Genomic DNA, 25529 nt, shown 5'->3' on the forward strand with positions numbered 1-25529 from the left:
AGCCATGAGACGCGCCGCATTCGCCGCCGGGCTGCTGGCCCTGATGCTCGCCGCCGCGCCCGCGCAGGCGCAGCAGCAGATGGTCGATCCGGACTTCCGGCCGACGGTTCAGAACCCGGCCTGGGCCGAGGGGCAGGGGCCGGTGGTGGTCATCGACGAGGCGCACCTGAATTTTCACCGGCTGGAGGGGCAGTACGCGCCGTTTGCGGCCCTGCTGCGGACCGACGGCTATCGGGTGCAGGCCGGGACGCAGCCGTTCGACGCCGGCGGGCTGGAGGGGGTGGACGTGCTTGTCATCGCCAATGCCGGCGCGACCAGCGAACAGCCGACGCCGCCGGCCTTCACCGAGGCCGAAGGGGCGGCGCTGGAGGCTTGGGTTCGGGAGGGCGGCAAGCTGCTGCTGATCGCCGACCACACGCCGTTCGGCGCGGCGGCGGCGGCGTTGGCGGCGCGGTTCGGGGTGAAGATGGGCACGGGCTACGCCTTCGCGATGCCGGACGAGCTCAACCTGACGACCAATCTGACCTATCCGGCCGAGGCGTTCGGGGAACATCCGATCTTCGCCGGGCGCGACGCCTCGGAGCGGGTGGAGAGCGTGACCGCCTTCACCGGCCAGTCGCTGGAAGGGCCGGAAGGCGCGACGGTGCTGCTGTATATGACCGACGGCGCGCGCGAGGCGCGGGACCTGCCGACGCTGCAGGCGCTGGCCGATCGGCTGGAACAGGCGGGAGAGACCGGCGCCGGGGCGGCCGAGGCCGTGGCGGAGTTGTCGACGCCCGCGCTGCCCGCGCAGGGGCTGGCGTTTGACCACGGCCGCGGACGGGTCGTGGTGCTGGGCGAGGCGGGCATGCTGTCCGCCCAGCTGATCCGCTTTCCGCCGGAGAGCGGCCAGGCCGATCGGCGCTTCGGCATGAACGCTGCGCCCGGCAACGCGCGGTTCGGGCTGAACATCCTGCACTGGCTGAGCGGACTTCTGCCCTGAAGGCGTGGTAGGCAGGCGCATGACCGACGCTTCCAGCTCCGCCCACGACGAGATGTTCGCCGCCCTGTGCCGGGAGGTCGGCTTCTGCCTGCACCCCAAGGGGGAGAAGCGGGTGCTGGCGGCGCTGCCAAACGGCCTGGACGCCGCGACCCGCGCGGTGTTCGAGGCTGAGGGGGTGGATTTCGTCTCCGCCTCGGGCGACCTGCGGCGGGCGGTGCGCGACTGCCTGAAGGCCAATCTGCCCGCGGCATAAGGCACCGATTTCGGCGACTTCGGCTTGGGTTTCGGGCGAGGGCGCCTAGATGAGGGCTCCCCGAAACCTGTCGAAAGGAGCCGTCCCATGGCTTTCACGCTTCCGCCCCTCCCGTATGCCTATGACGCGCTGGAGCCGGCCATCGACAAGGCGACGATGGAGTTCCACCACGACAAGCACCACCAGGCCTATGTCGACAATCTGAACAAGGCGATCGCCGGCGACAGCTCGTTGCAGGGCAAGTCGCTGGAGGAGCTGTTCGCCAATATGTCGAAGCTGCCCAAGGCCGTGCGCAACAACGGCGGCGGTCACTGGAACCACAGCCTGTTCTGGGAGCTGCTGGCGCCGCAGGGCCAGACCGGCGAGCCGTCGGCGGAACTGGCCGCCGCCATCGACCGCGATCTGGGCGGCATGGACAAGTTCAAGGAGGCGTTCAACGCCGCCGGCGCGGGGCAGTTCGGTTCGGGCTGGGCCTGGCTGATCGTGCAGGACGGCAAGCTGAAGGTCACCTCGACCCCGAACCAGGACAATCCGCTGATGGATGTCGCCGACGAGAAGGGCGCCGTGGTGCTGGCCGCAGACGTCTGGGAGCACGCCTATTACCTGAAGTACCAGAACCGCCGGGCCGACTACCTGAAGGCGTTCTGGACGGTGGTGAACTGGAACAAGGCCAACGCGCTGTTCGCGGCCGCGACAGCCTGAGGCGGAAAAGACGCCCGGTGCGGTGGCGCCGGGCGTCGCGGCTCCCAAGTAAGCGTAGCCACGGACCTCAACCGGAGCCGACGATGACCTTCTACGCCCGTCTTGCCGCCGCCAGCCTGATCCTCGCCGCGATGGGCGCTGCAGCCTGTTCTCCGGAGCCTGAAACACAGAAGGCCGCGCCGACCCCGCCCGCGGTCCTGTCCCATCCCGACATCCACGCCTTCCGCATCGGACAGATTCAGGCCGTGGCGCTGAAGGACGGCGAGATGAGCTTTGCGGCGGCGGACCGCGAGATGAGCCCGTGGAGCGACACGGCCGAGGTATCGCGGCTGCTGGGCGCGGACGGTCAGGTCCACCTGTCGATCCAGCCGCTGCTGGTCCGGGACGCCGACCGTGTGGTGCTGATCGACACCGGCGCCGGCGGGCAGATGGGCACGGAGGGCAAGCTGCTGGCCTCGTTGCGGGCCGCGGGCGTCGAGCCGGGGCAGGTGACGGACGTGCTGATCTCGCATGCCCACGGCGACCATGTCGGCGGGCTGGCCGGCAAGGACGGCGCACTGACCTTTCCCAACGCGACGATCCGCATGAGTGAGGCGGAATGGGCGTTCGCCAGGGCCGGTGCGGCCGATGCGGGAGCCGGGCCCTTGCTGGCCGCCATGACGCCGAAGGTCGAGACGTTCCAGCCCGGCGCGCAGGTGACGCCGTCGATCCAGGCGGTGGCGCTGGCGGGCCATACGCCGGGGCACACGGGGTACGAGATCGTCTCGGGCGACGAGCGGCTGCTCTATATCGGCGACGCGATGCACAGCCCGGTGATCTCGGTGCAGGCGCCCGAGCTGGTCAACGGCTGGGACAGCGACGCCGCCGCCGGCGTCCGCTCACGCCAGGGACTGCTGTCGCGGGGCGCCTCCGGGGATCTGCGCGTCTATGGAGTCCATTTCCCGTTCCCGGGGCTGGGCCGCTTCCAGCGCCGCGACGACGGCTTCGTCTGGGCGCCCGAAGACTGAAGCCGTAGGGTTTCGTCGCTGGACCGCAGCCGTGCGTCGGGGACAATGACGCAATGGATATCGCCATCCTCTTCGCCACGGCCCTGACCGTCGCTCCCGCCTCCGGCCCGGAGTGCGGCGTCGTCGGCCTGCTGGACATCGACCGGGCGGCCTATGCAGTCGTCAACGGCATGGTCGGGAGCGTGGCGGCCGATGGCCAGCCGTCGGTTCGCTTCTTCGCCGAGCCGCTGGCCTCGGCCCTCGGCGATGAGCAGCGGCGGCCGGAGCGGGGCGAGGCGCCAAGGCTGGGTCCCGACTGGCTGAGCGGCGGCGGCTCCATGGACGCGGTGAGAGACACCAGCCTCTACAGCCTGAACCGCAGCGGCGTCGATGACATCGTCATGGGCCTGGGGTTCACCAACGCCGAAGGCGAGGCGGTGTATCGCCGCCTGCATCTGGGCTGCCACGAAGGGCTGTGGCGGATCGAAAGCATCTTTCTGCATCCGGAGGGCGCGTTCCTGAACGACCTTCTGGCCGGCGAGCCTTGACCTGACGGCCTTCTGTCGCCATAAGCCCCGCCTTCACGCCACCGGCTCGCCGCGTTGCGTGATCCACTACGGACGATGCGTGGACCGCCGTTGAGATCGTCCCTCCAGTTGGGGAGGGACCGGGCCGCATCATATAGAGAGTGACTTTATGTCCAAGCGCCACAGCGCCAAGTACAAGCTCGACCGGGCCATGGGTGAAAACCTCTGGGGCCGTTCGAAATCCCCGGTCAACAAGCGGTCCTACGGCCCCGGCCAGCACGGCCAGCGCCGCAAGTCGAAAGTCTCGGACTTCGGCCTGCAGCTGAAGGCCAAGCAGAAGCTGAAGGGCTACTACGCCAACATCACCGAGAAGCAGTTCTCGGCCACCTATCAGGAAGCCGCGCGCCGCAAGGGCAACAGCTCGGAGAACCTGATCGGCCTGCTGGAATCGCGCCTGGACGCCATCGTCTACCGCGCCAAATTCGTGCCGACCCCGTGGGCCGCGCGCCAGTTCGTCAACCACGGCCACGTGACCGTCGACGGCAAGAAGGTCGACATCGCCTCGTACCGGGTCAAGCCGGGCCAGGTCATCGAGGTCAAGGAAAAGTCCCGCGCCATGGCGCTGGTGCTCGAAGCCCAGCAGTCGTCGGAGCGCGACGTGCCGGATTACCTCGAGCTGGGCGACCGCGGCTTCTCGGTCCGCTACGTCCGCGTCCCGGAACTGGCCGACGTGCCGTTCCCGGTGAAGATGGAGCCGAACCTGGTCGTGGAATACTATTCGTCCTGATCGGCAGGCGCTGAACGAAAGAAGGGCCCCGGATTTCTCCGGGGCCCTTTTTCGTAGGCCCAGGTCCCGGTGACGCGGATTACCCGGCCGGAGGTGCGGCCGGCTCCGAGGGCGCCGGCGCCGCGTCGTCAGGGGCCGAAGCCGCTGTCGGCGAACTCGGGCAGCGCACGTCGACGAAGGTCTCGCTGATCCAGCATTTCTGATCGGGAAGACCCGGCTCGCCGGTGGGGCAGCCCGCCCCCGGACAGGGAAGGTCCTGTTCGCCGCACTTGAACTTGAGGCGGGTCTGATTGACCCGGCAGGTCGCGGCGCGATCGGGGTCAGAGGCCTCCTGACCGCATCGCCGATCGCCGGGGCAGATGACGATTTCGGACTGGGTAGGCGGCCAAAGGCCGGCGCGTTTCTCGGTCCGGTCGGCGTTCTGGCAGCCGGCGAGCGCCAGCAGGCCGAGGCTTATGATCGCAACTCCCGGCGACACCTTAAAGTAGCCCATCCTCGCTCCTCCAGAAAATCCAGAAACGCCTCACGGCTGCCGACGGCGTCGTTGTCGAAGGCGCAGAGAAATGTCTTACGCCCGTCCGAGTGAAAGTCCAGCGTTACGCGAAAGGACAGCTCAGGCGCGACACGCAACTGTTGAAGCGCATCGGTGAAGCTCGAGTAGCGATCGCAAGCCTCGGACTGGCCACGACAATTGGCGAAGGAGAAGGCCAGCCAGGTGGAATGCGAAGACCCGCCGGGCACGCTCAACAACTCCGGCCGTCGCTCGATCACCACCAGGCCCAGCCGTCCCGCTTTTGGCGGCTTCAGGCCTGTGGCGGACACACATCGCGCGTCGATGGGGCAGTCGGACGTCCGTTCTTCCCCGACAGGGTGCTGCACCGGTTCAACCGAGGCGTCATAGGGAAACCGCGCGACCGCGGCCACGTCGCCCGCCGATTCCGCATAGGCCTGGACCGCCACGTCGCCGTAGTCCGCCCGGGCGGTGTTGATCATGCCCGTCTCCATGGCCAGCATCAGAACGTCGCTGTCCGGCGTCGGCGCGTCCCGATACAGAAGCACGGTCTGCGGCGGCAGGAGGACGATCTCGGCGCCCCGGATCGACTGAAAGGCGCCGAGCAGAAAGATGCTCAGGGAGAGCAGGAAGGCCGCTACCGCAGCACCCGCTTCGGTGATGCGCCAGCCGGCGGTCTTGACCTCGTCCTTGCGCGCGGGCGTCGGCGGCCCCGGTTCGGGCCTCGGGGTCCGCGTGCGGCGTCGGGGTGGCTCCTCATCGGCCATTGTCGCCGCCGTTTCGCCCACGCCTGTTGGCGGACCGGCGATAGATTAGCCGCTGGGCGCCCGGTGGCAATAGCGGGCGGCGCTGTTCACGGGCCGTTGGCCGGGCCGCCCCTTGCCGAACAATCGCTTCCCCGCCGTTCCGGGGTTCCCTTGGGAGGCGAACAGGCGCATTTTCCGGCCGTTCAGGGTTCGGCAGGAGGCTGACATGAGACGGGTCGCCGCAATGGCCGCGGTTCTGGCGTTCGCGCCGGCGATGTCGGCCTGCGCCCTGGTCGATCGGATCACCGGCCACCGGGACGAGCCCCTCGTGGCCGAGGCGCCCGGACAGGTCGAGGCGGTGCACGCCGCCGCCATCGTTCAGGACCAGGCGGTGTTCTGGGTCAGCTCGAACGGCTGCACCGAGAAGGCCGACCTCACGCCCGTGGTGCGCCGGACCGGCGGCAGCGCCGTCATCACCCTGCGGCGGCTCAAGGAAGACCGTTGCCTGGAACCGCGCGCCGAGGGCGTGGAGATGCGCTGGACATTCCAGGAGATGGGGCTCGCGCCAGGCAGCCGCGTCTCGGTCGAGAACCCCTACCAGCTGCCGCGCGGCTGACGGCGCTCAGCGGATCTCGAATTTCGGCAGCATGTCGGCCGGGATGCGGTGCGGCCGCATGGTGGCCGAGTCGACCAGAACCCATTCGGAGACTCCTTGGGCGCAGAGCCGGCCCTCGGCGTCCTCGATGCGAACGTAGCGGTTGAAGCGCGGCCCCTGCGGATCGCCGACCCAGGTGCGGGCCTTCACCCCGACGGCGTCGGGCGGCAGCGGGCGAAAATAATCGATCTCATGGCGGACGGCGACCCACGACCAGCGGGCGCGGGTTTCGGCCTCGAAGCGGGCGTTCCAGTGGGCCGTGCCGGCGTCCTGCAGCCAGCCGACGTAGACGACGTTGTTGACGTGGCCGTTGTCGTCGATGTGCTCGGGCCGGACCTCCAGCGGGACGACGAAGATCTCGCGGTCGGCCCGGGGCTCGAGCTGGGCCCTCGCCATCAGGCGTCGGCGTCGCCGAGAGACACGCCCTTGTCGCTGAGCAGGGTCTGGAGCTCGCCGCCGTTGAACATCTCGCGGACAATGTCGGAGCCGCCGACGAACTCACCCTTCACGTAGAGCTGGGGAATGGTCGGCCAGTCGCTGAAGGTCTTGATGCCGTCCCGGAGAGCCTCGTCCTGGAGCACGTCGACGCCGACGAAGGGCGCGCCGACGTGGTCGAGGATCTGCACCGCCAGCGAAGAGAAGCCGCAGCGCGGCGCGTCCGGCGTGCCCTTCATGAACAGGACGACGTCGTGCTGCTTCACCGTGTCGGCGATGAAGGCGTGGACGGGATTGGCGACGGCTTGATCGGTCACTGGTACTGGCCTTTCGGTGAAGGCCGTCAGCTAGGCGCCCACGGGGACGGGGTCAAGGCGCCGGAAGGTCCCAGGTCGACGGCGGAACGGACGTCAGGCCGCCTTGGCCCCGGCGACGCGGGCCATTTCGATCTGGGCGGCCAGGCCGGGCGGCATGTCGCGGTCGGGCACGAGGGTGAGCATGTTCAGCCGCTCGGCGTCGCTGGCGCGGATCAAAACGCTGGAAACGGACGGGTCGGTCAGGGCGTAGGCCAGGCAGATGGCCTCGGCCGGCCAGTTGTTGGTGCGGTGCAGGAAGGCGAAGGTGCCGGCGTGAGCCAGCGGATTGGCTTTCGACTTGCCGCCGCCGAAGCCGAACAGGCCCTTCTTCGGCTGGTGCGCCGTGGCCGCTTTCTTGGCGGTGTCGAGGCTCTCGGGGAAGTAGTCGTAGACGAAGATGGCCATGTCGGCTTCGCGGGCGGCGCGCAGGCGGGCGCGGATCTGCCACTGCGAATTGACATGGAAGGGCGTGGCCAGCAGGTCGAAAGCGCCGGTGGAGACATAGGTGTCCATCACCTCGCCCTCGCCCGAGATGCCGAGAAGCCGCACGCGCTCGGTGGCGCGCAGGGCCTTGAGTGCGCCGAGGGTCGATTGCGGCAGTTCGTGCTCGGCCGGCTCGTCCAGGATGGCCAGATCGAACCAGCCGAGGCCGGAGATGCTCAAGGCGCGGTCGATGGCGGAGGTGATGCCCTCGGCCGAGAAGTCGCGGTCGGAACCCCGGCGGCCGTCGCCGGCGCCCAGGGTGAGGGCGACCTGGACCAGTTTGCGGTCGACGTGTTTCAGCGCCTGGCCGAGGATTTCCGCGAGCACCGGGTCGGCCGTTTCCAGCCGATAGCTGTTGATGCCGGCTTCCAGCGCCGAATAGATCAGCTCTCGCCCGGCCTCCGGGCCCTGGGCGATGTCACGGGGGCCGAGGCTCAGCGTGAGCGCCGAAACCGCCTGGCCGGCCTGTCCGAAGGGACGGTAGCGCATGGTTCAGTCTCCTGCCGGCGCCGAAGTTTCGAGCGCCAGCGCGTGCAGTTCGCCGCCCATCTTGCCCTTCAGCGCCGCATAGACGAGCTGGTGCTGGCGGACGCGGGGCAGGCCAGTGAAGGCCGAGGAGATGATGCGGGCGCGATAATGATCGCCGTCGCCGGCCAGATCGTCGATGACGATCTCGGCGTCGGGAAAGGCTTCGGCCAGATGGCCGTGAAGCTCTTCGACGGGCATGGGCATGGGACGGGCCGGTTCTCTCACGAATTTCGCCAGCCAGAATGCCCTGTAAACCTTAATGGCTGGCTACGCGCGCGGCAGAGGCTGTCCGTCGTCGCCGATGAGGCCGTGCTGGCGATACAGGGCCATTTCGTCGCCAGCGATGAAGGCGAAGATGGCGGGGCCCGTCCGTCGCCGCTGGACCAGATAGACCAGGTCGAACCGGATCGTGAGGGCGCTTCCATCCGACTTCTCAAGGTCCGCGCTGTAGAAGACCTGGACCCGATCATGGTTCTCGTAGAGCGGCGAGGCCTCGATGCGCTCCACGATCATGCGGCGCGTGCCGACGGCCCTGGCGAAGCCGTACATCCGAACGAGGCCCTCGGCGAAGGCGGAATCGGCGATGTTGGCCGGATTGAGCGAGCCATCGACGCCTAGCCCGAGGACGGTTTCGGCGAAGAAGCTCCGGATCGCGTCGACGTCGACCTCGTCGCCCAGCGAACGGGTGTAGGCGTCGGCGTAGGCGCGGAACCAGGCGAGGTAGTCAGGGGCGGTCATGGGGGCCTCTCCATCGCTTCAAACAGATGGGTCGAACCGCGGTTCAGGCGGAAGTGCGCTCGAACAGGGTCACCGCCTCGCCCTTGTAGGTCGCGTCCACATAGGGCGCATAGCCGGCGCGACGGGCCAGGGCGATCGAGGGGCTGTTGTCGGGCGAGATCATGCAGACGGTGCGGGGGGCGTTCAGCGTATCGTCGCACCAGGCCAGGGCCGCCGAGAGGGCTTCGAACGCCAAACCCTTGCCCTGGAAGCGGGGATGGAGACCCCAGCCGAGCTCGGGGGCGTCGAAGGCGGGCTCCAGCACCCGCCGGAAGTCCAGGATGCCGACGCTGCCGACGTGCTCGCCGGCATCTTTCAACCGGATGGTCCAGTTGCCGTGGCCGAGCGCCTCCCAGTGGCCGATGTCGCGGAGCAGGCGGAACCAGACATCCTCGCCGGTGAGGGGCTCGGGGAAGATGTGGCGGACGAACGCCGGATCTGCCCACAGGACGCGCAGATCCTCGTAGTCAGATACGGCCACCGGGGTGAGGGTCAGGCGTTCGGTGATCAGGGTGCTGGTCATGTCGTCTCGAACAAGGCTCCGGCGCGCTCGATGCGGGTCTGGCCGCTCGCGTCGGTGACGGCGTAGGTGAAGCCGGGCTGGAGCGCAAAGCCGCCGGCCCGGCCCTGCTTGTCGAGCGCCAGCAGGGCGACCTGCGAAGCGGCCACCCTGGTCCCGCGCAGGCGGGCGAGGCGTTCGATCACGCGGCGGCAGGCGGCGGTCGGGTCCAGCCCGGCGCGCATGGCCTCGACCACCGCGTGGGCGCCGGAGACGCGGACGACGTCCTCGCCGACGCCGGTGGCGGTCGCGCCGCCGACCTCGTCGTCGACATAGAGGCCGGCCCCGATGATCGGGCTGTCCCCGACACGGCCGCGCATCTTGAAGGCCATGCCGGAGGTGGTGCAGGCGCCGGCCATGCGGTCGGCGGCGTCGATGGCGAGCAGGCCGATGGTGTCGTGATTGGCCGCGCCGCCGTTCCAGTCGGCGTTTTCGCTGTTGATGCGGGGCGCATAGTCGGCGGTCTTCAGCCACCCCCGCCAAGCCGCCTCGGCCCGGGGCGTCAGCAGGTTGCGAGTCTCGAAGCCCTGATCGACGGCGAAGGTGCGCGCGCCCGGGCCGACCAGCATGGTGTGCGGCGTCCGCTCCATCAAGCGACGGGCGACGGAGACGGCGTGGACCACGTCCTCGAGCGCGCAGACGGCGCCGATGTCGCCCGCCCAGGTCATGACGCAGGCGTCGAGCGTCACCCGGCCGTCCCGGTCGGGCAGCCCGCCAAGGCCGACCGACGAATTGCTCTCGTCCGCCTCGGCCACGCGGCCGCCGGCCTCGACCATGTCGAGCGCGGAGCCGCCGTTGGCGCGCGCCGCCAGGCCGGCGGCGTTGGCCGCCGCGCCGAAGTCCCAGGTGGAGACCATCACGGCGGGCGCGGTCCCCTGGGCAGGGGCGGCCGTCGCCAGGGCGGCGACCGGGGCTGCGCCCAGAACGGTCCGGCGCGAAGGCCCGGTCACATCAACCCCAGCTGCTTGAAACTGGCCACGCCGTCGCGGCCGACTATCAGGTGGTCATGCACCGAGAGTTCGAGGGCGCGGGCGGCCTCGATGATCTGGCGGGTCATCTCGATGTCGGGACGGGAGGGCGTCGGGTCGCCGGACGGGTGGTTGTGGACGATGATCATCGACTTGGCCGACAGCTCCAGCGCCCGGCGCACGACCTCGCGCGGATAGACCGGGGCATGGTCGACGGTGCCGCGATTCTGGATTTCGTCGAGGATCAGCTGGTTTCGGTTGTCGAGATAGAGAACCCGGAACTGCTCGCGCGGCTCGTGCTGGAGCGACAGGCGGACGTAGGCCAGCAGGGCCGTCCACGACGATATGACGGGGCGTTTGGCCGCTTCCTCCAGGGTCACGCGGCGGGCGACCTCGTGCAGGGCGCAGAGGTCGAGAGCCGTCTCCGCGCCGACGGCCTTGGCGCGCCCGCGGGCGTCCTCGGTCCTGACGGTCATCAGGTCCTCGACGGAGGCGGCCAGGACCGCCGCCAGCGAGCCGAAGCGGGCCAGCAGGGCCTTGGCGATCGGCTTGACGTCGCCTTGGGGCTGGCTGCGGAACAGGAAGAGTTCGAGCAGTTCGTAGTCGGGAAGATGATGAAGGCCGGCGCTGCGGGCGCGGTCGCGCAGACGCTCGCGGTGGCCGGACACGCCCGCGCTCCGGATCGGGACGACGTCGGCGGAAGGCGCGCCGTGTCGCGCCGTCGGGGTCGGGAAGGGCAGCACTGAGGACACGGCGGCCTCCGGGTGAGCCGCCACCATGTCAGAACAGACCGGGAACGTCCAGTTCGGTGGCGCAAGGCCCCGGAGCGGCGTTCAAACCGTCAGAATTTCGGACGGAACAGGCCGGCCGGGCTGGCGGTGAACAGTTCGACGCCGGTCTCGGTGACGCCGACGGAGTGTTCGCACTGCGACGACAGGGACTTGTCGCGGGTGACGGCGGTCCAGCCGTCGGACAGCACCTTCACGTGCGGCTTGCCCAGGTTCACCATCGGCTCGACGGTAAAGAACATGCCGGTGCGCAACGTCGCGCCCTCACCGCGGCGGCCGTAATGCAGGACGTTGGGGCTGTCGTGGAAGATACGGCCGATGCCGTGGCCGCAGAAGTCGCGCACGACCGACATGCGGTTGGCCTCGACCACCTGCTGGATGGCGTAGCCGATGTCGCCGAACGTGGCGCCCGGCTTGATCACGGCGAGGCCGGCCTCGAGCGAGTCATAGGTGACATCGATCAGCTTTCGGGCGCGGGCGTTGACGGTTCCGACCGCATACATGCGGCTGGAGTCGCCGTGCCAGCCATCGACGATGACGGTGTGGTCGATGTTCACGATGTCGCCCTCTTTCAGAACCTTGTCGCCGGGAATGCCGTGGCAGACGACGTGATTGATCGAGGTGCAGACGGTCTTCTCGTAGCCCTTGTAGCCGAGGCAGGCGGGCAGGGCGCCGTGGTCCAGGGTGAACTCGCGGATGCGATCGTCGATTTCGCCTGTGGTGACGCCGGGGACCACATAGGGGGTGATCATGTCGAGAGCCTCGGCGACCAGCCGGCCGGCCTTGCGCATGCCCTCGAAAGCCTCGGCGTCATGGACGCGGATTTCGTGGGTGCGGACGAAGGCGTCGCTGTCCAGCTCGGGGGTCTCGTACATCGGGGGCTTTCAGTGGGTCGGAGCGGCGTTCAGATGGCCATCATAGCACACAAGCTCAAGGCGTTACGATGACCGCAGGCGAGCGACAGTCGAGCGTAGAGCCATGAGCGAACCCTCTCGGCTGATTGTCGGCCACGAGGCGCTGCGGCCGACGCAGGACACCAACCTGATTTACGATAGCGCGGTTCCCGACGGCGCTGGGATCGACGTGCCGGGAGATGGCCGGCGTCCCGGCCAGCACCGACTAGGCGCCGGCGCGGCCGCTGAAGGCGTCGGCGACGGCCTGCCAGGCCGGGTTGGGGCGACCTGCGGCGTCGAGGAGGAGAGGACTTTCGTCCCGCCGGTTCTTGCCATCCTCGCGCAGGAGCCAGCTGTCGGTGTCGCGCAGGCCCCAGGTGGTGAAGGCGTAACGCTGGCGGCCGGGCAGGGCCATGAAGGCCTCGGCCAGTTCGCCGACGCGGGCGACCTGCTGGGCCCGGCGTTCGGCCGTCGAGCGCAGATCGGGCATCCGGCCGCCGTCGCGCTGCAGCGGGAAGTCGAGCTCCGAGACGTGGATCGGCAGGCCGAGCGAGGCTGCGTCGCGCATGAAGGCGGTGATGCGCCCGGCCGGGATTTCAATGTCGAGGTGGGACTGGTTTCCGATGCCGCCGACGGGCGCGCCGAGCTTCAGCAGGCGCTCGACCAGGCGGAGGAAGGCGGCCCCCTTGGCCGGGATGTTCTCGAGATTGTATTCGTTGAGGAACAGCACCGCGTCGGGATCCGCCGCATGGGCCTGTTCGAAGGCGCGGATCATGTAGCCTTCCATGCCGAGGGCGCGGCTCCAGTGACAGTCGCGCAGGCCGTCGCCGTCCTCGGCGACCGGCTCGTTGACCACGTCCCAGCCGGCCATTTTCCCGCGATAGCGGCCGACGAAGGTCGAGACGTAGCGGTCGTACTCGGCGGCGAAGCGGGCGCGGGAAACCGTCGCGTCGTCGAACACCTCCGACCCCTGCGAATACCAGATCAGGGTGTGGCCGTGGACACGCAGGCCGTTGTCGCGGGCGAAGGCGACGACGCGGTCGGAGGCCGAGAAGTCATGGTTGAAGCCGGGCCCCAGGGTCCGCTCCATCTTTTGCTCCCACTCCGGGGTCAGCTGGGAGCCGTGGCGCAGCATCAGTTCGACCCAGTCGGGCTGGTCGAGTTGCCCGGTCATGCCGGTGGCGCCGATCGGAAAAGGCGCGATCGACTTCAGCGGCGGCGCGGGCGCGCCGGGAACGGGGCGGGCGGCGGCGAAGCGGTCGCAGGCGGCGAGCGCGATAGGCGCAGCGAGAAGGGCGCGGCGGTTCAGGCGGGGCGGGTCAGCCCGCACGACGCCTCAGGCCCAGTTCGTCGAAGGCGGCGGTCTCGCGCTTGCCGGCGGCGATGAGGCGGTTGAGACGGGTGGTCTCGGCCACGTGCTCGAACTTCTTCAGTTCCTCGAAGGCGCCCGTCAGGGCGTCGCGGGCCCCTTCCTCTTCGGCGCTGATCTCGACGACATCGGCCTCGGCGGCGGATTTGCGCAGTTTCCAGCCGTTCAGATAGGCCTGCAGCAGCAGGCCGGCCTCGGCGTCCTCGCGGGCGCGTTCCTGTTCGATCTCGGCCTCGGCCTCCAGCACGGCGATGCGCATTTCGGCGGAGGCGCGGCGGGCGGTGATCTCGGCCAGACGCTTCTGCAGCGTCTCGACCTCGTAGTTGGAGATGCGGATCAGGGATTGGGCCCAGGCGGTCATACTGCGTCTCCGGTCACTGCATCATTCCCTGATTGAGAATGGTTTCCAGACGGTCAAAGGAATCAGCCAGCCGCGTCACGTCATGGTGATCCTGTCCGAGGAAGGCCTCAAGCGCGGGATTCAGGGCGATGGCGCGGTCGACGATGGGGTCGGCGCCGGTGCGGTAGGCGCCGATGCGGATCAGCTCTTCCATGTTGGCGTACGCCGACAGGCACTGGCGGGCGCGGCGGTTCAGCTCGCGCTCGGGCGGGGTCTGGCAGCCGGGCAGGGTGCGGCTGACCGACTTCAGCACGTCGATGGCCGGGAAGCGGCCGCGCTCGGCGATCTTGCGATCCATGACGATGTGGCCGTCGAGGATGCCTCGCACGGCGTCGGCGATGGGCTCGTCATGGTCGCCGCCGTCGACGAGGACGGTGAACAGGGCGGTGATCGGGCCGGCGGTGGTGCCGTCGGGCCGGACCGGGCCGGGGCCGGCGCGCTCCAGCAGCTTGGGCAGTTCGGTGAAGACGGTCGGGGTGTAGCCCTTGGTCGTCGGCGGCTCGCCGGCGGCGAGGCCGATCTCGCGCTGGGCCATGGCGAAGCGGGTGACCGAGTCCATCAGACACAGCACCTCGAGGTCCTGGTCCCGCAGGAATTCGGCGATGGCCATGGTCATGTAGGCGGCCTGGCGGCGCTTGAGGGCCGGTTCGTCGGAGGTGGCGACGACGACGATGGCGCGGCGCAGGCCTTCCTCGCCGAGGGTCTCCTCGATGAATTCGCGCACCTCGCGGCCCCGTTCGCCGATCAGGCCGACCACGACGACGTCGCAGGTGGCCTGGCGCGCCAGCATGGACAGCAGCACCGACTTGCCGACGCCGGAGCCGGCGAAGATGCCGAGGCGCTGGCCGCGGCAGGTGGTGGTGAAGACGTCCATGGCGCGCACGCCGAGGTCCAGCCGCTCGCCGACCCGGCCGCGCGAATGGGCCGGAGGGGGCGGGGCGCGCAGGGGGTAGGCCGCCGGACCGGAGGGCAGGGGGCCCTTGCCGTCGATCGGATTGCCGAAGGCGTCGATGATGCGACCGAGCCAAGCGGTGGTCGGACGGACGCTGGCGGCGGCGGAGACGATGCGGATGTCGGCGCCGGGGGCCACGCCCTCGACCGGCCCGAACGGCATCAGCAGGGCCTTGGCGTCACGGAAGCCGACGACCTCGGCGGGCAGGGGCGACAGGTGGCGGCGCTCGATCTCGGCCCGGGCCCCGACGGCGAGGCGCGACAGGCCGCCCTTCGACTCGATCAGCAGGCCGTTCACGCCCGCGACCTTGCCGGTCACGACCAGCGGGTCGATCGCTTCGACGGCGGCGGCGAGATTGCGCAAGTGAAAGCCCCGGAACAGGCGTTCAAGCATGCGCTGACATGGTTAACGAGGGGTGAAGGCAGCCTTATTCCAGTAGATCGTAACCGCCGGAACCGAACCCGCTGCCGCGGTGATCCGGTGCGTGCAGGAAGGGGTCGCCGGCAAGGGTCAAGGCGTGATCGCCGGCCAGCTTCAGCTCCAGCTCCGGAGGCCTGATCAAGGAGAGGTCGAGCTGGAGCCCGTCATCCGGCAGTCCTGGCAGTATCAAGGGGTCGTTCGTGTCCGGCAGGGAGATGAAGCCGTCGTCCGGCGGAAGCGTCACGGGACCGGACGAGGGTGTCTTGTCCGCCAGCGAAGGCAGCACCAGTGCGTCGTGGCCGCCGCCGTATTGCCTCGCCAGGTCGATTGCGCCGCCTTGGCTGAAACGGATCGTCTCAATCCCGATCAGGCGGTCGCTACCGTCGGGTCCCTTGAGAATGAACCCGTCGCCATTGACCAGCAATCGGTAGTCTTCGATCGCCCCTTCCACCCGAACGGTGTCGTAGCCGAGGCCGCCGTCGAGGAAGTCGTTCCCGAGGCCGCCCTCGAGTTCATCGTTGCCGGCCCCACCCTCCAACCGATCGGCGCCGGCGCCGCCCGATAGAGCGTCGGCCCCGCCCGCTCCGACGATGACGTCCGCGCCGTCAGTTCCGACCGTCGGACTGGCCCCCAGCACAAGGACCTGGTCTGAAAATTGGAGGCGCTCGACACTGGTGAGATAGTCAGTGGCGTTCAGAATAATCGTCGGATCCCACGAGTCCGGTCGATCGGGTCCGGTGATGATGGTGACGCCGTTGGCCGTGACGATCTGATAGTCGGCCAGCGAACCGGCGAAAACCGCGGTGTCCACTCCCGAACCGCCATCGATATGGTCCGAGTGGCTCCCGCCCGTCAGCAAATCGTCGCCGCTCCCACCAAGCAGGATGTCGCTGTCCAGGCCCCCATCCAATTGATCGTCGCCCTCTCCCCCGTCGAGGTGGTCGGCGTGGCCTCCGCCGGTGAGAACATCGTCGCCGCCGAAGCCGAACAGGCGATCGTCGCCATTGTCCGTCGAGCCCTGGATTTCCAAGAGATGGGGCACCGGGCCGCCATCGAGAATGTCGTTCAGCTCCGTGCCCGTCAGGACGTCGTCGCCGCCAAGGCCCCGTTCGCGGATTCCGTAACCGGTCAAGGAAAGGAGCTGATCCGAGAAGCGCAGAAGTTCCACGCCCTGAAGCGTGTCGACGCCGTCGGGGCCAGTCATCGTGATCGTGTCGCCATCGACGGTCCAAGAATAGGCCGAGCGCGGGCCGGCGTAGCTGACGAAGTCATCGCCTTCGCCGCCGTCAAGCAGGTCGTCTCCCAACCCGCCGATTAGGGTGTCCGAATGGTCGTCGCCGACCAGGTGATCCGCTTCGGCCCCTCCGATCAGCAGGTCGCGGCCCCAACCGCCGTGGACCGGCCCGGTCTGGCGGCCGGCGCTGCCGTCGTAAAGGTCGTCGCCTTCGTTGAGCCTGACCTCGCCGTCGATCAGCCCGGTGTTCGTAACCTTCTCGTCCCCACTGCTGAGGCTGACGACACCGCGGATTTCGCCCGAGTTATCGAGGAAGCTGCGGGAGACCTCGAACGAGTATCCCCGCGCGTCGATCGCGATGTCAGCCTCGATCAACCCCGTGTTGGTGATTTCAATGACATCGGACCTCAGCAGGATGCCGATGGAGTCCCCGGTCCGGTCCTCGACCCGGATCGTTCCATGGTTGACGATGGTGGAATAGGTCAGGCTGCGAATTCCCAACACGTCCCCGGACCCGATGACCTCGATCAGGCCGTGGTTCTCGAGGGAGCCGTGGTAGTGGAGGTTGGCGCCCCAGGCGCGGCCCGCGCTCTCGACGTGAAGGATCCCGGTGTTGAGCAGGGACATGGCCATCTGCAGGCCGTTCAGGCCCACGGCCGAATAGGTGCTGCGCACGTCGATCAGACCATGGTTGGTGACGGCGGAATCAAAGCCTTCGCTGCTCACCCCGACCGCCATGACCTCGGGACCAGTGGTGACGACCCTGAGCACGCCCGTCGCCAGATTGTCGAAGTCGCCGCCAAAGTTGAAACCCGACAGTCCTACGCCACCGGCGCTGTTCGATGCATTGACCGTGATCAGGCCGCCGTTCGTGACCCCGGCGCCCGGCTCGAGGATGCCGTAGAGGGCCAGGGTTCCGGCCGTGCCGTCGAACGAGACGGACTCGCCTTCGAGGATATGGAATCGCCCCCGGATTTCGACATGGGTCTCACCCAGCAACGCCGGCGCTTCGCCCCCGGTCTCATAGACGGGCCGAGCTGACGCGGTGAAGCTCGTGCGGGCGGAGACCACCGGGATGGTGGTGTTGCGCAGGAGGATGGAGTCCGTGTCGGACAGAATAATACGGACGTCCGCGCCGGACTGCACGATCTCGCGCCAGGCCGAGTAGCCATGGATGACGAGAGTGTCGGCGGAGGTCAGATCCGTGATCACATCGGCGCCGTCGCCCAGGCCAAAGCGGAAGGTGTCGGCGCCCGCGCCGCCTGACAGCGTGTCGGCGCCCCGGCCGCCAACGAGCTCATCGGCTCCGCCGCGACCGTCGATGGTGTCGTCGCCGTCGGCGCCGAACAGCAGGTTGCCGACCGCGTCGCCGCGCAGCCGGTCGGCCCAACGACTGCCGTGGACGTTCTCGACGCCGCTGATCTGGTCCTGCCCCGCGGCGGCGGCCACGCCTGCGGCGAGGTCGAGGTCCACGCCTATCGTCAGGCTGGCGTAAGTCAGGACGTCGATCCCCGCCCCAGCGTCGATTGTGTTGTTCCCCCGTCCGCCCTGAAGAACGTCGTTGCCGCCGCCGCCGATGAGGTGATCGTCGCCGTCCTCGCCGAACAGGATATCGCCGGCGTCGCCGCCGATCAGGTCATCATCCCCGAAGCCCCCGTGGACGGCGCCCAGATGGCTTCCGCCGCGACCGTCGTAGATGTCCGCGCCATAGCCGAGCCATACCTCGCCGGTGATCGAGCCGGAGTTGATCAGCTGGTCATCGCCCCGCGCCAGATCGACGACGCCGACAATCTGGCCGGAGTTGGTCACCACCTGCGCCGCTGCCTGGGGCGGAGACCAAGCTGTTTCATCAAGGATGGCGTATTCGGCTTCGATCAGGCCGGTATTGACGATGTGGCTGACCTTCAGTTCGGAGTGGCTGACGCCAATGCCGATGCTCCAGCCCTCCGCCGAGGTAGCCACGGCGCGTATCGTCCCGCTGTTTGTTATCTCGGCCTCGCGCTCAGCGCGCACGCCGACCGCCGTGAATCCGGTCACCTCAAGCAAGCCGGAATTCGTCACCGTCGCACCATTGCTGGCCAGAACGCCCCAAGCGTCATGGCTAGACCGGACGGTGAAGCGGTTGGTGTTTGTGAAGACGAAGGTCATGTCGGAGGTCCTGACCCCCAGCGCGTCCTGCGCAGCGACGATTTCGAAGACGCCGTGATTGACCAGATCGCCATTCCACCCGCCGAATCCCTGAGCGGACGTGAAGCCGATGGTCATGTTCTGACCGCCGGTCGAGTTTATCCGAATGACGCCGGTCGCCTCGTTGGTGAACACCGAGCCCTCGTGGAGGCTGCCGTAGTCGTAGTTGATCCCCGCTACGATAAAAGGGCTGCTGGTGTTGATAAGGATGGTCCCGGCGTTGTTGAATGACACCACCGACTGGCCGGGGGCCGGCGAGACGAAATTCACCCCGATGCCGTCGGTGATGGTCCAGGATTGTCCCGGCGCCAGCCTTTGCGTCGTTGAAATGTTGTAGGTCACGCTCGCCCCCGCATGCTGGAAACAGCAGACCAGTCCGGTGTGCGAAACGCAAGGTTGCATCAGAGCATCAGCGCGAGGGGGGATGGACGGATTTTCGCACGCCGACCTTTGTTGACCGGCCACATGGCCTATCTGTTGCCCTTGTCTTCCGTGGAGCGCGCAGTGACCGACATCCCCTACGACCCGTCCCGTCATCTGAAATCCGGGCGGGGGAAGGTCTATCCATCCATTCTGGACACCATCGGCGATACGCCGATCGTCGGCTTGCCCCGGTTGTCGGCGGAGTATCGGCCCAAGGCCACGGTGCTGGCCAAGCTGGAGTTCTTCAATCCGATCGGCTCGGTCAAGGACCGGATCGGCGTGGCGATGATCGATGCGCTGGAACAGGCGGGCCGGCTCGGGCCTCAATCCGTGCTGATCGAGCCCACCAGCGGCAATACGGGCATCGCCCTGGCCTTTGTCGCGGCGGCCAAGGGCTACCGGCTGATCCTGGTGATGCCGGAGAGCATGTCGATGGAGCGGCGCAAGATGCTGGCGCTGCTGGGCGCCGAGCTGATCCTGACGCCGGCGGAAAAGGGCATGAAGGGCGCGATCGCCATGGCGCAGGAGCTGCTTGACCGGACGCCCGGCGCGATCAGCCCGTCGCAGTTCGACAATCCTGCCAATCCGGCCATCCATCGGGTGACGACGGCCGAGGAGATCTGGAACGACACCGAGGGCCGGGTCGACATCGTCGTCTCGGGCGTCGGCACGGGCGGAACCATCACCGGCGTCGGCCAGGTGCTGAAGGCCCGCAAGCCCTCGGTGCGGATGATCGCGGTGGAGCCGGCGGCCTCGGCGGTGCTGTCAGGCGGAGCGCCCGGCCCGCACAAGATCCAGGGTCTCGGCGCGGGCTTCATCCCGTCGATCGTCGACCGGTCGGTCATCGACGGGGTCGAGCAGGTCTCCAACGAGGATGCCTTCGAGATGGCGCGCAAGGCCGCCCGGGTCGAGGGGATTCCGGGCGGGATCAGCTCGGGGGCCGCGCTGGTCGCCGGGTTCCGCGTGGCGCAGCGGGAAGAGAACGCCGGCCAGACGGTCGTGATCATCCTGCCGGACTTCGCCGAACGCTATCTGTCGACGGCGCTGTTCGAAGGTCTCTAGGGACGCGCGCCACCGTCACAGGCGGTTAACTGTCGAGCCTTAACCTTTCGGCTGACATGTCCGAGCCCGCTCCCACGCCTGAGGAGGTTGCGCCGCAAGGCGGCTTCCGCGCACGCCATGCGCTGTTGAAGCGCCTGGCAGACGTCGTGTCGCTGCCGACCAGCCGGATCAACGCGTTTGAACGGTCGGTGACCGGGGACCTGCTGGTCGAAATGCTGCGCCTGGCCTCGCACGACGACCGCAAGCGGGTGGCGGCCCGGCTGGCGCCGCTGGCCGAGCTGCCCAACGCGCTGGCGCGAATGCTGCTTCGGGACGAGCCGGACATCGCAGGCCTGCTGATCGAGCAATGCGCCTCGCTGTCGGACGCTGATCTGGTCGCCTGCGCGCGTGACGCGGGTCCCGAGCACCGTTTCCTGATGACCAGCCGGCGCGGCCTGTCCGAGGTGGTCACCGAGACCCTGATGAGCTTTGGCGAGACCCAGGTCATCGAGGCGGTGCTGCGAAATTCGACGGCGCGGCTCAGCCAGGTGGCGGTCGAGGGCGTGGTCAGCCTGAGCCGGACCGAGCGCAGCCTGTGCCCGCACGTCCTGAAGCGGCCAGAACTGAGGCCGTCCGGCGCCTATGTGATGTTCTGGTGGTGCGACGCCGAGGACCGCCGCACCATCCTGCAGAGGTTCGCCGTCTCCCGCGAGGTCATGCAGGAGGTCGTCGAGGACGTCTTCGCCATGGCCGCCGAAGAGAACTGGCAGGATCCGGTGTCCCGCAAGGCGCTTCAGTTTATCGAACGCCGACAGAGAAATCGCGCGGCCATAGAAAAGAGCCCGTACAGCGGGCTCGAACAGGCCGTGGAGGCGGCGTCGCGGGACGGCCTGACCCGGGAAGTGGCCACGGAGATCGCTTACCTGGCCGGGATCAAGCCGATCACGGGGGCCAAGATAATGGGCGACGCCGGCGGCGAGCCTCTGGCCATCCTCTGCAAGGCCACCGGATTGACCAAGTCGGATCTGGCCGGCCTGTGGAGATCCATGCGACGTCCGGAGACGGAGGCCGACGGTTCGCCCCACCCGGCATGGGAGCGAGTCCAGATCACCTACGACATGCTGGCCGTCGACCGGGCGCAGACGGTGCTGCGGTACTGGAACTGGTCCCTGTCATCGGCGCTGACGCCGGCCTTGCTGCGGGCGATCCGCGAAGGCGAGGAAGACGGTGTCGATGACTATTCCGCGCCGGAACGGGCGGCGATGCTGGCGCTGGCGGAGAACTTCGGCCGCTGACCTGTGGCCCAAGTAGAAGGCCGTTAGTCTGAAAAGCAGGCTTGATATGCCTAACGAATACGCTATTGCCTGAATCATTCGACGTCTATATTGAGCGCGCGACAGGCTGACGACGAGCGTTCGGCCCGAAACGCCCAGATCACAAAGGTGAGGCCGCGCGTATGGAAGACAATTCGCAACTGCTTGAGATGACCGCCGACATCGTGTCGGCCTATGTCGGCAACAACAACGTCCAGGCCAATGAAGTGCCGGGGCTGATCTCCAGCATCCACGCGGCGCTGTCGCAGGTTTCGAGCGGGGCCGTCGAGCCCGAGCCGGAACCCAAGGAGCCGGCCGTTCCGGTGCGCAAGTCGATCACGCCGGACTACCTGATCTGCCTGGAGGACGGGCGCAAGTTCAAGTCGTTGAAGCGCCACCTGCGCACCAAGTACAACATGAGCCCCGAGGAATATCGGGCCAAGTGGGGTCTGGCGAAGGACTATCCGATGGTCGCGCCGAACTACGCCAAGGCCCGTTCGGACCTGGCGAAGCAGATGGGCCTCGGCCAGGGCGGCCGCAAACCCGCCCGCGCCGCCGGCGGCCGCGCCAAGAAGTAAGCCGGGTCAGACGACCAGCTGGAACGGCCGCTCCGGTGACGGGGCGGCCGTTTGCTTTTGAGATCAGGCCGCCTGGGCCCCGCGCCGCATGCGCCAGAAGCGCAGGGTCCGGAGCGCCGCCTCGCGGGTCAGCTCAGCGTACATGCGGGCGTAGGAATGCGCCTTGGCCATGGCGTCGCCGTCGTCGTTGAGCAGCACGACCGCATAGGTCAGGAACAGGGCGCGATCGAGGTCGGCGGCCTTGCAGACCACGGCGAGGGCGTCGAGTTCGCGCCGCTCGACAATCTGGCGGGCGGTGTGGAAGTCGATGTCGGCGAGCTGGGCCAAGGCGATCAGGAAGGCTGTCCGGCCGCCGGTGCGGTCGCCCGAGCGCAGGAACCGGGCGAGCATCTGGGGGGTGAGCTGACCGGCGGCCCGGAGTTCCTCCACATAGGCCGAACATTCAGCGTAGTCGGCCGGCAGGGCGCCGTCGTCGGTGGCGACCCGGGCACGGCCGGCGGCCAGGGCGCTTTCCAGCAGGGCCGGGTCCATGCTGGCGTTCTGCTCGAGAATCCGGTTCCGCAGCCGCGCCTCGACGACGAAATACATGTCGTTGAGCAAGTCGGGCGGCAGGGTGGCGCGGGACACGGTGGCCTCGTGCAGGGCGGGATTGACCTTGGCGCGCTCGACAGCGGCCTCGGACGCCTTGCGCGACAGGCGGGCGCCGTCGTTGCGCAGGAGAGTCCCCAGGGTTTCGTCGTCGCCACGTTCGACGATGACCTCGGACACTGCCTCGGACACCGAGGGGCGGGCCGACACGGCGCGGAGGTGGTCCTGACCATGACGACGGACCACGCCCAGCAGGTCTTCGTCGGTGAGGACGGGAGAGGCCGCCAGAACGGCTCCGGCGACGGCGGCCTCGTCGTTGGCCAGGCGGCGGATCAGGGTGTGGGGCGCATCGGGCGCGTTGGCGAAACGGGCCGAGAGCTCGGCCCGGACAGCCGTCTCCATGTCGTCCGCCAGCTTGACCAGCACGGCGTCGTAGAGGGTGTCCTCGGCGGCGGTGCGAGGCGACCCGCCGAAGAAGTGATCGGTCAGTTCGCGCAACAGCGTCCGGCGCTTCTCGCTTGAGTCCTCTTCGGCGAGGGCGATCAGGTCCGGTAGGCGCGACAGGGTGGGGGCCTCTGTCACTGGTGATCCCCGTCCGAGGAGGCGGGCGCGGGGCGAACGGAGCCGTTGCGGTCGCGGATCAGGGTCGGGCCCGGTTCCGGTTCGGCCAGGTCCTGCGAGGCGAGCGTGTCGACGCTGCTGACCACGAGCGCATCGACATAGGTCGGCTCAGGCATGGTCAGGGCGTCCGGTTCACGTCCGTTCTGGCGATGCACGGAGTAATAGCGGCCGCCCTGGGGGGGCGGCGCCTCGCCCGATCCTGCCACGCTCATGACCGCTTGGGGCTGAGACGGCGCGTCAGGGCGAGCGGCTTCGGCGCGCGGCGAGGGGGGAGCCGCCTGGGCAGGAGGCGCCCTCTGCGGCTGGGGCGGCGGCGTCTGCTGCAGGCGGAAGATGGGGGCGTCACGGCGCGGCGCCATCGGGTCCGCGGGCGCGCTCGAGACTTCACCGGCCTGCACCGGCGCGGAGTAGACGGCCTCGGCCGGAGCCGGTTGGGCGCGGCCGCCCCGGTCGGGCAGATATTCCGGACCGGGGGTCGGCGGCGGCGCCGCGCGGGGCGGTGGCGAGGCCATGCCCGGGGCCGCTGGCGGGGCAGGCGCGGGCTCCGGCGACGCCGGACGCGGCTGGAGCCAGGCGTTGGCCGGCGTCAGGGTCCGCCGGGCAGGCCCCGGCGCGGGGGTCAGGCGGCTCGGGGCGGGGGGCGGCGACGCGGCAAAACCGCCGTGGGGGATCACGGGATTCGGACGGCGCAGATCGGTGCGCGCAGGCGCGGGCTGATCGGCGTTCCGGGTTGCGGGAGCCTGGGCTTCGCCGCGGCCCTGCCACGACAGATACCGAAGGCCCTGCGCCTGGCCGGCCGTCGGGGCGGCTTGAGCGCAGGCGGCGCCGGCGAGCGCCATGGCGCCCATGGCGGCGAGGGCGGCGGCGGCGAGGGTCGAGGCGCGGCGCAAGGGCAGGCTCCGGGCGCGGGAACTGGAGCGCCACGGTAGCCGTGCGGGGCTTAACCCGTCGCTAACGGGAGAGGGCGGTTCAGGCCAGCCGACGCCGTACGGCGCCTTCCAGCGCTCCGACCGCGCCGTTGAGGGCCAGCCCCATGAACATGAGGCAGGCGAGGGCGGCGAGCATGTCGGCCGTGCGCAGCCGGTTGCCGGCCTCGAGAAGGCGCCAGGCGAGGCCCTGCGTCGCGCCCGACCCGGACACGAACTCGGCCACCACAGCCCCGATGACGGAGAGGCCGGCGGCGACCCTCAGACCCTCAAGGATGAAGGGAAGGGCGGCCGGGAGGCGCAGCCGGACCAGCCGCTGGACCGATGAGGCGCCGTACAGGTCGAAGAGCCGCTCAAGATCCGGGTCCGCGGACTTGAGGCCGGTCAGCACGCCGGAGAACAGCGGGAAGAAGGCGACGGCGGCGGCCAAGGCGACGACGGCGCGGTCGGCGTGGTCGAGGCCCGCCCAGATCAGCACCAGCGGGGCGATGGCGACCACCGGGGTGACCTGCAGGGCGACCGCCAGAGGCCGGACTGCGCGTTCGGTCGTCGGGTTGAGAGACACGGCCAGGGCGAGACCCCCGCCGAGAACGAAGGCGACGACCAGCGCCTGGAACGCCATCCAGAAGGTCGCGGCCGCGGACGAGAGCAGCAGGGGCGCGCGCTCGACGAGCGCCACGCCGACAGCGCTGGGGGGCGGAAGCAGATAGACCGGCAGATGCAGGCCGCGGCAGGCGATCTCCCAGCCGGCGAGCAGGAGCGCGGTCAACAGCAGGGACGGAAGGAGGCGGTTCATCAGCCCTCGGCGTCCTCTGGCGACATGCTGCAGGCGAGCGCTGCGGCCAGCGCTTCGACCGCTGCGCGATACCGGGCGTCGCCGCGCCAGCCCTCCGGCCGGGGCAGCGTCCCGGGCGAGGACAGTTCCGCGATCGCCCGGCCGGTCGTCGCTTCAAGGACGACGGCCCGTTGGGCCAGGTAGACGGCCTCTTCGACGTCGTGGGTGACGAAGACGATGGCAGGGCGCGGGGAGCGCTCGGCCCACAGACGGTGCAGGTCCTCGATGAGCCGTCGGCGGGTCACGCTGTCGAGCGCGGCGAACGGCTCGTCAAGGAGCAGAAGGTCCGGCTCCGTGACGAGGGCCCGCGCCAGCGACACGCGCATCGCCATGCCTCCCGAGAGCTGGCGAGGGCGGGCCGTCTGCCGATCGCCGAGCCCTACCGCAGCGAGCGCCGCGGCGGCGCGGGCGCGGGCTTCAGCGCGCGGAACGCCGGCCAGGTCCAGCGGCAGCGAGACATTGGCCAGGGCGTCGGCCCAGTTCATCAGGGTGGGAGCCTGGAAGACGAAGCTGGTCGTGGTTCCGGGCGTACGGGCGACGGCGCCGGACGCGGGCGTTTGCTCCAGCCCCGCCAAGAGCCGCAACGACGTTGACTTGCCGGCCCCCGACGCGCCGACGAGGGCGATAATCTCTCCCGGCCGAACGATCAGGTCGAGGGGCCCCAGCGGGCTCCGTCCCGGAAATCCCATGATCACGCCGGTCAGAC

28 protein-coding genes are annotated in these 25529 nt (G+C 69.0%); 10 read left to right on the forward strand and 18 right to left on the reverse strand.

Annotation, left to right across the window (positions count from 1 at the left end; all coding sequences use genetic code 11):
• The first annotated feature begins 4 nt into the window (after positions 1 to 4).
• From VEA98_RS01650 to rpsD, 6 genes are all read left to right on the forward strand, one after another.
• Positions 5 to 982 carry a DUF4350 domain-containing protein gene (locus tag VEA98_RS01650; protein WP_324810513.1) on the forward strand — a complete coding sequence of 326 codons (978 nt, stop codon included), beginning with the start codon at positions 5 to 7 and terminating at the stop codon, positions 980 to 982.
• A gap of 19 nt (positions 983 to 1001) precedes the next feature.
• Positions 1002 to 1235: a hypothetical protein gene (locus VEA98_RS01655; RefSeq protein ID WP_324810515.1), complete on the forward strand. Its 234-nt coding sequence runs from the start codon at positions 1002 to 1004 to the stop codon at positions 1233 to 1235.
• Between the two features lie 87 nt (positions 1236 to 1322).
• The gene (locus tag VEA98_RS01660) at positions 1323 to 1937 is read left to right on the forward strand and encodes a superoxide dismutase (RefSeq protein WP_324810517.1); all 615 of its coding nucleotides are present in this window, start codon (positions 1323 to 1325) and stop codon (positions 1935 to 1937) included.
• Between the two features lie 83 nt (positions 1938 to 2020).
• A complete protein-coding gene (locus tag VEA98_RS01665) occupies positions 2021 to 2944 on the forward strand; it encodes an MBL fold metallo-hydrolase (protein WP_324810521.1) in 924 nt (307 codons plus the stop codon).
• Positions 2945 to 2997: 53 nt separating this feature from the next.
• Entirely contained in the window at positions 2998 to 3471 is a 474-nt protein-coding gene (locus VEA98_RS01670) for a hypothetical protein (protein ID WP_324810523.1), read from the forward strand.
• A gap of 148 nt (positions 3472 to 3619) precedes the next feature.
• A complete protein-coding gene (gene rpsD, locus VEA98_RS01675) occupies positions 3620 to 4237 on the forward strand; it encodes a 30S ribosomal protein S4 (RefSeq protein ID WP_324810527.1) in 618 nt (205 codons plus the stop codon).
• A gap of 453 nt (positions 4238 to 4690) precedes the next feature.
• Here the strand turns inward: rpsD and VEA98_RS01680 are convergent, their stop codons facing one another.
• The gene (locus VEA98_RS01680; protein WP_324810529.1) at positions 4691 to 5515 is read right to left on the reverse strand and encodes a hypothetical protein; all 825 of its coding nucleotides are present in this window, start codon (positions 5513 to 5515) and stop codon (positions 4691 to 4693) included.
• A gap of 205 nt (positions 5516 to 5720) precedes the next feature.
• On the opposite strand from VEA98_RS01680, the gene VEA98_RS01685 reads away from it, so the two are divergent.
• Positions 5721 to 6110, forward strand: coding sequence for a hypothetical protein (locus tag VEA98_RS01685; protein ID WP_324810533.1), 390 nt, complete (start codon positions 5721 to 5723; stop codon positions 6108 to 6110).
• A 6-nt stretch (positions 6111 to 6116) separates the two neighbouring features.
• On the opposite strand, the gene VEA98_RS01690 is transcribed toward VEA98_RS01685, so the two are convergent.
• From VEA98_RS01690 to VEA98_RS01750, 13 genes are all read right to left on the reverse strand, one after another.
• Positions 6117 to 6545 carry an acyl-CoA thioesterase gene (locus VEA98_RS01690; RefSeq protein WP_324810535.1) on the reverse strand — a complete coding sequence of 143 codons (429 nt, stop codon included), beginning with the start codon at positions 6543 to 6545 and terminating at the stop codon, positions 6117 to 6119.
• On the reverse strand, positions 6545 to 6901 hold the full coding sequence (gene grxD, locus VEA98_RS01695) for a Grx4 family monothiol glutaredoxin (RefSeq protein ID WP_324810537.1): 357 nt from the start codon (positions 6899 to 6901) through the stop codon (positions 6545 to 6547). The genes VEA98_RS01690 and grxD overlap by 1 nt, the downstream gene beginning before the upstream one ends.
• Positions 6902 to 6994: 93 nt before the next feature.
• Positions 6995 to 7912, reverse strand: coding sequence for an aldo/keto reductase (locus VEA98_RS01700; protein WP_324810540.1), 918 nt, complete (start codon positions 7910 to 7912; stop codon positions 6995 to 6997).
• Positions 7913 to 7915: 3 nt separating this feature from the next.
• On the reverse strand, positions 7916 to 8155 hold the full coding sequence (locus VEA98_RS01705) for a BolA family transcriptional regulator (protein WP_324810541.1): 240 nt from the start codon (positions 8153 to 8155) through the stop codon (positions 7916 to 7918).
• Positions 8156 to 8218: 63 nt separating this feature from the next.
• Entirely contained in the window at positions 8219 to 8689 is a 471-nt protein-coding gene (locus tag VEA98_RS01710; protein ID WP_324810544.1) for a hypothetical protein, read from the reverse strand.
• Positions 8690 to 8732: 43 nt separating this feature from the next.
• On the reverse strand, positions 8733 to 9251 hold the full coding sequence (locus tag VEA98_RS01715) for a GNAT family N-acetyltransferase (RefSeq protein ID WP_324810546.1): 519 nt from the start codon (positions 9249 to 9251) through the stop codon (positions 8733 to 8735).
• A complete protein-coding gene (locus VEA98_RS01720; RefSeq protein ID WP_324810548.1) occupies positions 9248 to 10237 on the reverse strand; it encodes a N(4)-(beta-N-acetylglucosaminyl)-L-asparaginase in 990 nt (329 codons plus the stop codon). The genes VEA98_RS01715 and VEA98_RS01720 overlap by 4 nt, the downstream gene beginning before the upstream one ends.
• A complete protein-coding gene (gene radC / locus VEA98_RS01725; protein ID WP_414642126.1) occupies positions 10234 to 11007 on the reverse strand; it encodes a RadC family protein in 774 nt (257 codons plus the stop codon). The genes VEA98_RS01720 and radC overlap by 4 nt, the downstream gene beginning before the upstream one ends.
• Positions 11008 to 11096: 89 nt before the next feature.
• Positions 11097 to 11918 carry a type I methionyl aminopeptidase gene (gene map, locus VEA98_RS01730; protein WP_324810550.1) on the reverse strand — a complete coding sequence of 274 codons (822 nt, stop codon included), beginning with the start codon at positions 11916 to 11918 and terminating at the stop codon, positions 11097 to 11099.
• A 244-nt stretch (positions 11919 to 12162) separates the two neighbouring features.
• On the reverse strand, positions 12163 to 13266 hold the full coding sequence (locus VEA98_RS01735) for an endo-1,4-beta-xylanase (RefSeq protein WP_324810552.1): 1104 nt from the start codon (positions 13264 to 13266) through the stop codon (positions 12163 to 12165).
• Positions 13256 to 13666: a flagellar export protein FliJ gene (locus VEA98_RS01740; protein ID WP_324810554.1), complete on the reverse strand. Its 411-nt coding sequence runs from the start codon at positions 13664 to 13666 to the stop codon at positions 13256 to 13258. Before VEA98_RS01740 ends, VEA98_RS01735 begins: the two co-directional genes overlap by 11 nt.
• 13 nt (positions 13667 to 13679) lie before the next feature.
• Positions 13680 to 15020, reverse strand: a complete 1341-nt coding sequence (gene fliI / locus VEA98_RS01745; protein WP_324810703.1) for a flagellar protein export ATPase FliI — start codon at positions 15018 to 15020, stop codon at positions 13680 to 13682.
• Positions 15021 to 15084: 64 nt separating this feature from the next.
• A complete protein-coding gene (locus VEA98_RS01750; protein WP_324810555.1) occupies positions 15085 to 18840 on the reverse strand; it encodes a calcium-binding protein in 3756 nt (1251 codons plus the stop codon).
• A gap of 123 nt (positions 18841 to 18963) precedes the next feature.
• Between VEA98_RS01750 and cysK the strand changes: the two genes are divergently transcribed.
• From cysK to VEA98_RS01765, 3 genes are all read left to right on the forward strand, one after another.
• The gene (gene cysK, locus VEA98_RS01755; RefSeq protein WP_324810559.1) at positions 18964 to 19983 is read left to right on the forward strand and encodes a cysteine synthase A; all 1020 of its coding nucleotides are present in this window, start codon (positions 18964 to 18966) and stop codon (positions 19981 to 19983) included.
• A 56-nt stretch (positions 19984 to 20039) separates the two neighbouring features.
• The gene (locus VEA98_RS01760; RefSeq protein WP_324810562.1) at positions 20040 to 21257 is read left to right on the forward strand and encodes a DUF2336 domain-containing protein; all 1218 of its coding nucleotides are present in this window, start codon (positions 20040 to 20042) and stop codon (positions 21255 to 21257) included.
• A gap of 161 nt (positions 21258 to 21418) precedes the next feature.
• Positions 21419 to 21853: a MucR family transcriptional regulator gene (locus VEA98_RS01765; protein ID WP_324810565.1), complete on the forward strand. Its 435-nt coding sequence runs from the start codon at positions 21419 to 21421 to the stop codon at positions 21851 to 21853.
• A gap of 63 nt (positions 21854 to 21916) precedes the next feature.
• Here the strand turns inward: VEA98_RS01765 and VEA98_RS01770 are convergent, their stop codons facing one another.
• The 4 genes from VEA98_RS01770 to VEA98_RS01785 form a co-directional block, all read right to left on the reverse strand.
• Positions 21917 to 23023 (reverse strand): DUF2336 domain-containing protein, encoded by a 1107-nt coding sequence (locus VEA98_RS01770; RefSeq protein ID WP_324810567.1) that lies wholly within the window; start codon positions 23021 to 23023, stop codon positions 21917 to 21919.
• Positions 23020 to 23952 carry a hypothetical protein gene (locus VEA98_RS01775; protein ID WP_324810569.1) on the reverse strand — a complete coding sequence of 311 codons (933 nt, stop codon included), beginning with the start codon at positions 23950 to 23952 and terminating at the stop codon, positions 23020 to 23022. Before VEA98_RS01775 ends, VEA98_RS01770 begins: the two co-directional genes overlap by 4 nt.
• A 79-nt stretch (positions 23953 to 24031) precedes the next feature.
• The gene (locus VEA98_RS01780; protein WP_324810572.1) at positions 24032 to 24784 is read right to left on the reverse strand and encodes an ABC transporter permease; all 753 of its coding nucleotides are present in this window, start codon (positions 24782 to 24784) and stop codon (positions 24032 to 24034) included.
• Positions 24784 to 25512: an ABC transporter ATP-binding protein gene (locus VEA98_RS01785; protein WP_324810575.1), complete on the reverse strand. Its 729-nt coding sequence runs from the start codon at positions 25510 to 25512 to the stop codon at positions 24784 to 24786. Before VEA98_RS01785 ends, VEA98_RS01780 begins: the two co-directional genes overlap by 1 nt.
• Positions 25513 to 25529: the final 17 nt, after the last annotated feature.

Origin of the sequence: Brevundimonas sp. (genome assembly GCF_035627055.1) — a bacterium.
Lineage (GTDB): Bacteria > Pseudomonadota > Alphaproteobacteria > Caulobacterales > Caulobacteraceae > Brevundimonas.

Coding starts and splice junctions, on each gene's coding strand:
- VEA98_RS01710 (WP_324810544.1), bottom strand. CDS start 8,689: ATGACCGCCCCTGACTACCTCGCCTGGTTCCGCGCCTACGCCGACGCC.
- VEA98_RS01690 (WP_324810535.1), bottom strand. CDS start 6,545: ATGGCGAGGGCCCAGCTCGAGCCCCGGGCCGACCGCGAGATCTTCGTC.
- rpsD (WP_324810527.1), top strand. CDS start 3,620: ATGTCCAAGCGCCACAGCGCCAAGTACAAGCTCGACCGGGCCATGGGT.
- VEA98_RS01660 (WP_324810517.1), top strand. CDS start 1,323: ATGGCTTTCACGCTTCCGCCCCTCCCGTATGCCTATGACGCGCTGGAG.
- VEA98_RS01665 (WP_324810521.1), top strand. CDS start 2,021: ATGACCTTCTACGCCCGTCTTGCCGCCGCCAGCCTGATCCTCGCCGCG.
- map (WP_324810550.1), bottom strand. CDS start 11,918: ATGTACGAGACCCCCGAGCTGGACAGCGACGCCTTCGTCCGCACCCAC.
- VEA98_RS01780 (WP_324810572.1), bottom strand. CDS start 24,784: ATGAACCGCCTCCTTCCGTCCCTGCTGTTGACCGCGCTCCTGCTCGCC.
- VEA98_RS01760 (WP_324810562.1), top strand. CDS start 20,040: ATGTCCGAGCCCGCTCCCACGCCTGAGGAGGTTGCGCCGCAAGGCGGC.
- cysK (WP_324810559.1), top strand. CDS start 18,964: ATGGCCTATCTGTTGCCCTTGTCTTCCGTGGAGCGCGCAGTGACCGAC.
- VEA98_RS01715 (WP_324810546.1), bottom strand. CDS start 9,251: ATGACCAGCACCCTGATCACCGAACGCCTGACCCTCACCCCGGTGGCC.
- VEA98_RS01785 (WP_324810575.1), bottom strand. CDS start 25,512: ATGGGATTTCCGGGACGGAGCCCGCTGGGGCCCCTCGACCTGATCGTT.
- VEA98_RS01650 (WP_324810513.1), top strand. CDS start 5: ATGAGACGCGCCGCATTCGCCGCCGGGCTGCTGGCCCTGATGCTCGCC.
- VEA98_RS01655 (WP_324810515.1), top strand. CDS start 1,002: ATGACCGACGCTTCCAGCTCCGCCCACGACGAGATGTTCGCCGCCCTG.
- VEA98_RS01700 (WP_324810540.1), bottom strand. CDS start 7,912: ATGCGCTACCGTCCCTTCGGACAGGCCGGCCAGGCGGTTTCGGCGCTC.
- VEA98_RS01705 (WP_324810541.1), bottom strand. CDS start 8,155: ATGCCCATGCCCGTCGAAGAGCTTCACGGCCATCTGGCCGAAGCCTTT.
- VEA98_RS01670 (WP_324810523.1), top strand. CDS start 2,998: ATGGATATCGCCATCCTCTTCGCCACGGCCCTGACCGTCGCTCCCGCC.
- VEA98_RS01740 (WP_324810554.1), bottom strand. CDS start 13,666: ATGACCGCCTGGGCCCAATCCCTGATCCGCATCTCCAACTACGAGGTC.
- VEA98_RS01765 (WP_324810565.1), top strand. CDS start 21,419: ATGGAAGACAATTCGCAACTGCTTGAGATGACCGCCGACATCGTGTCG.
- VEA98_RS01685 (WP_324810533.1), top strand. CDS start 5,721: ATGAGACGGGTCGCCGCAATGGCCGCGGTTCTGGCGTTCGCGCCGGCG.
- VEA98_RS01680 (WP_324810529.1), bottom strand. CDS start 5,515: ATGGCCGATGAGGAGCCACCCCGACGCCGCACGCGGACCCCGAGGCCC.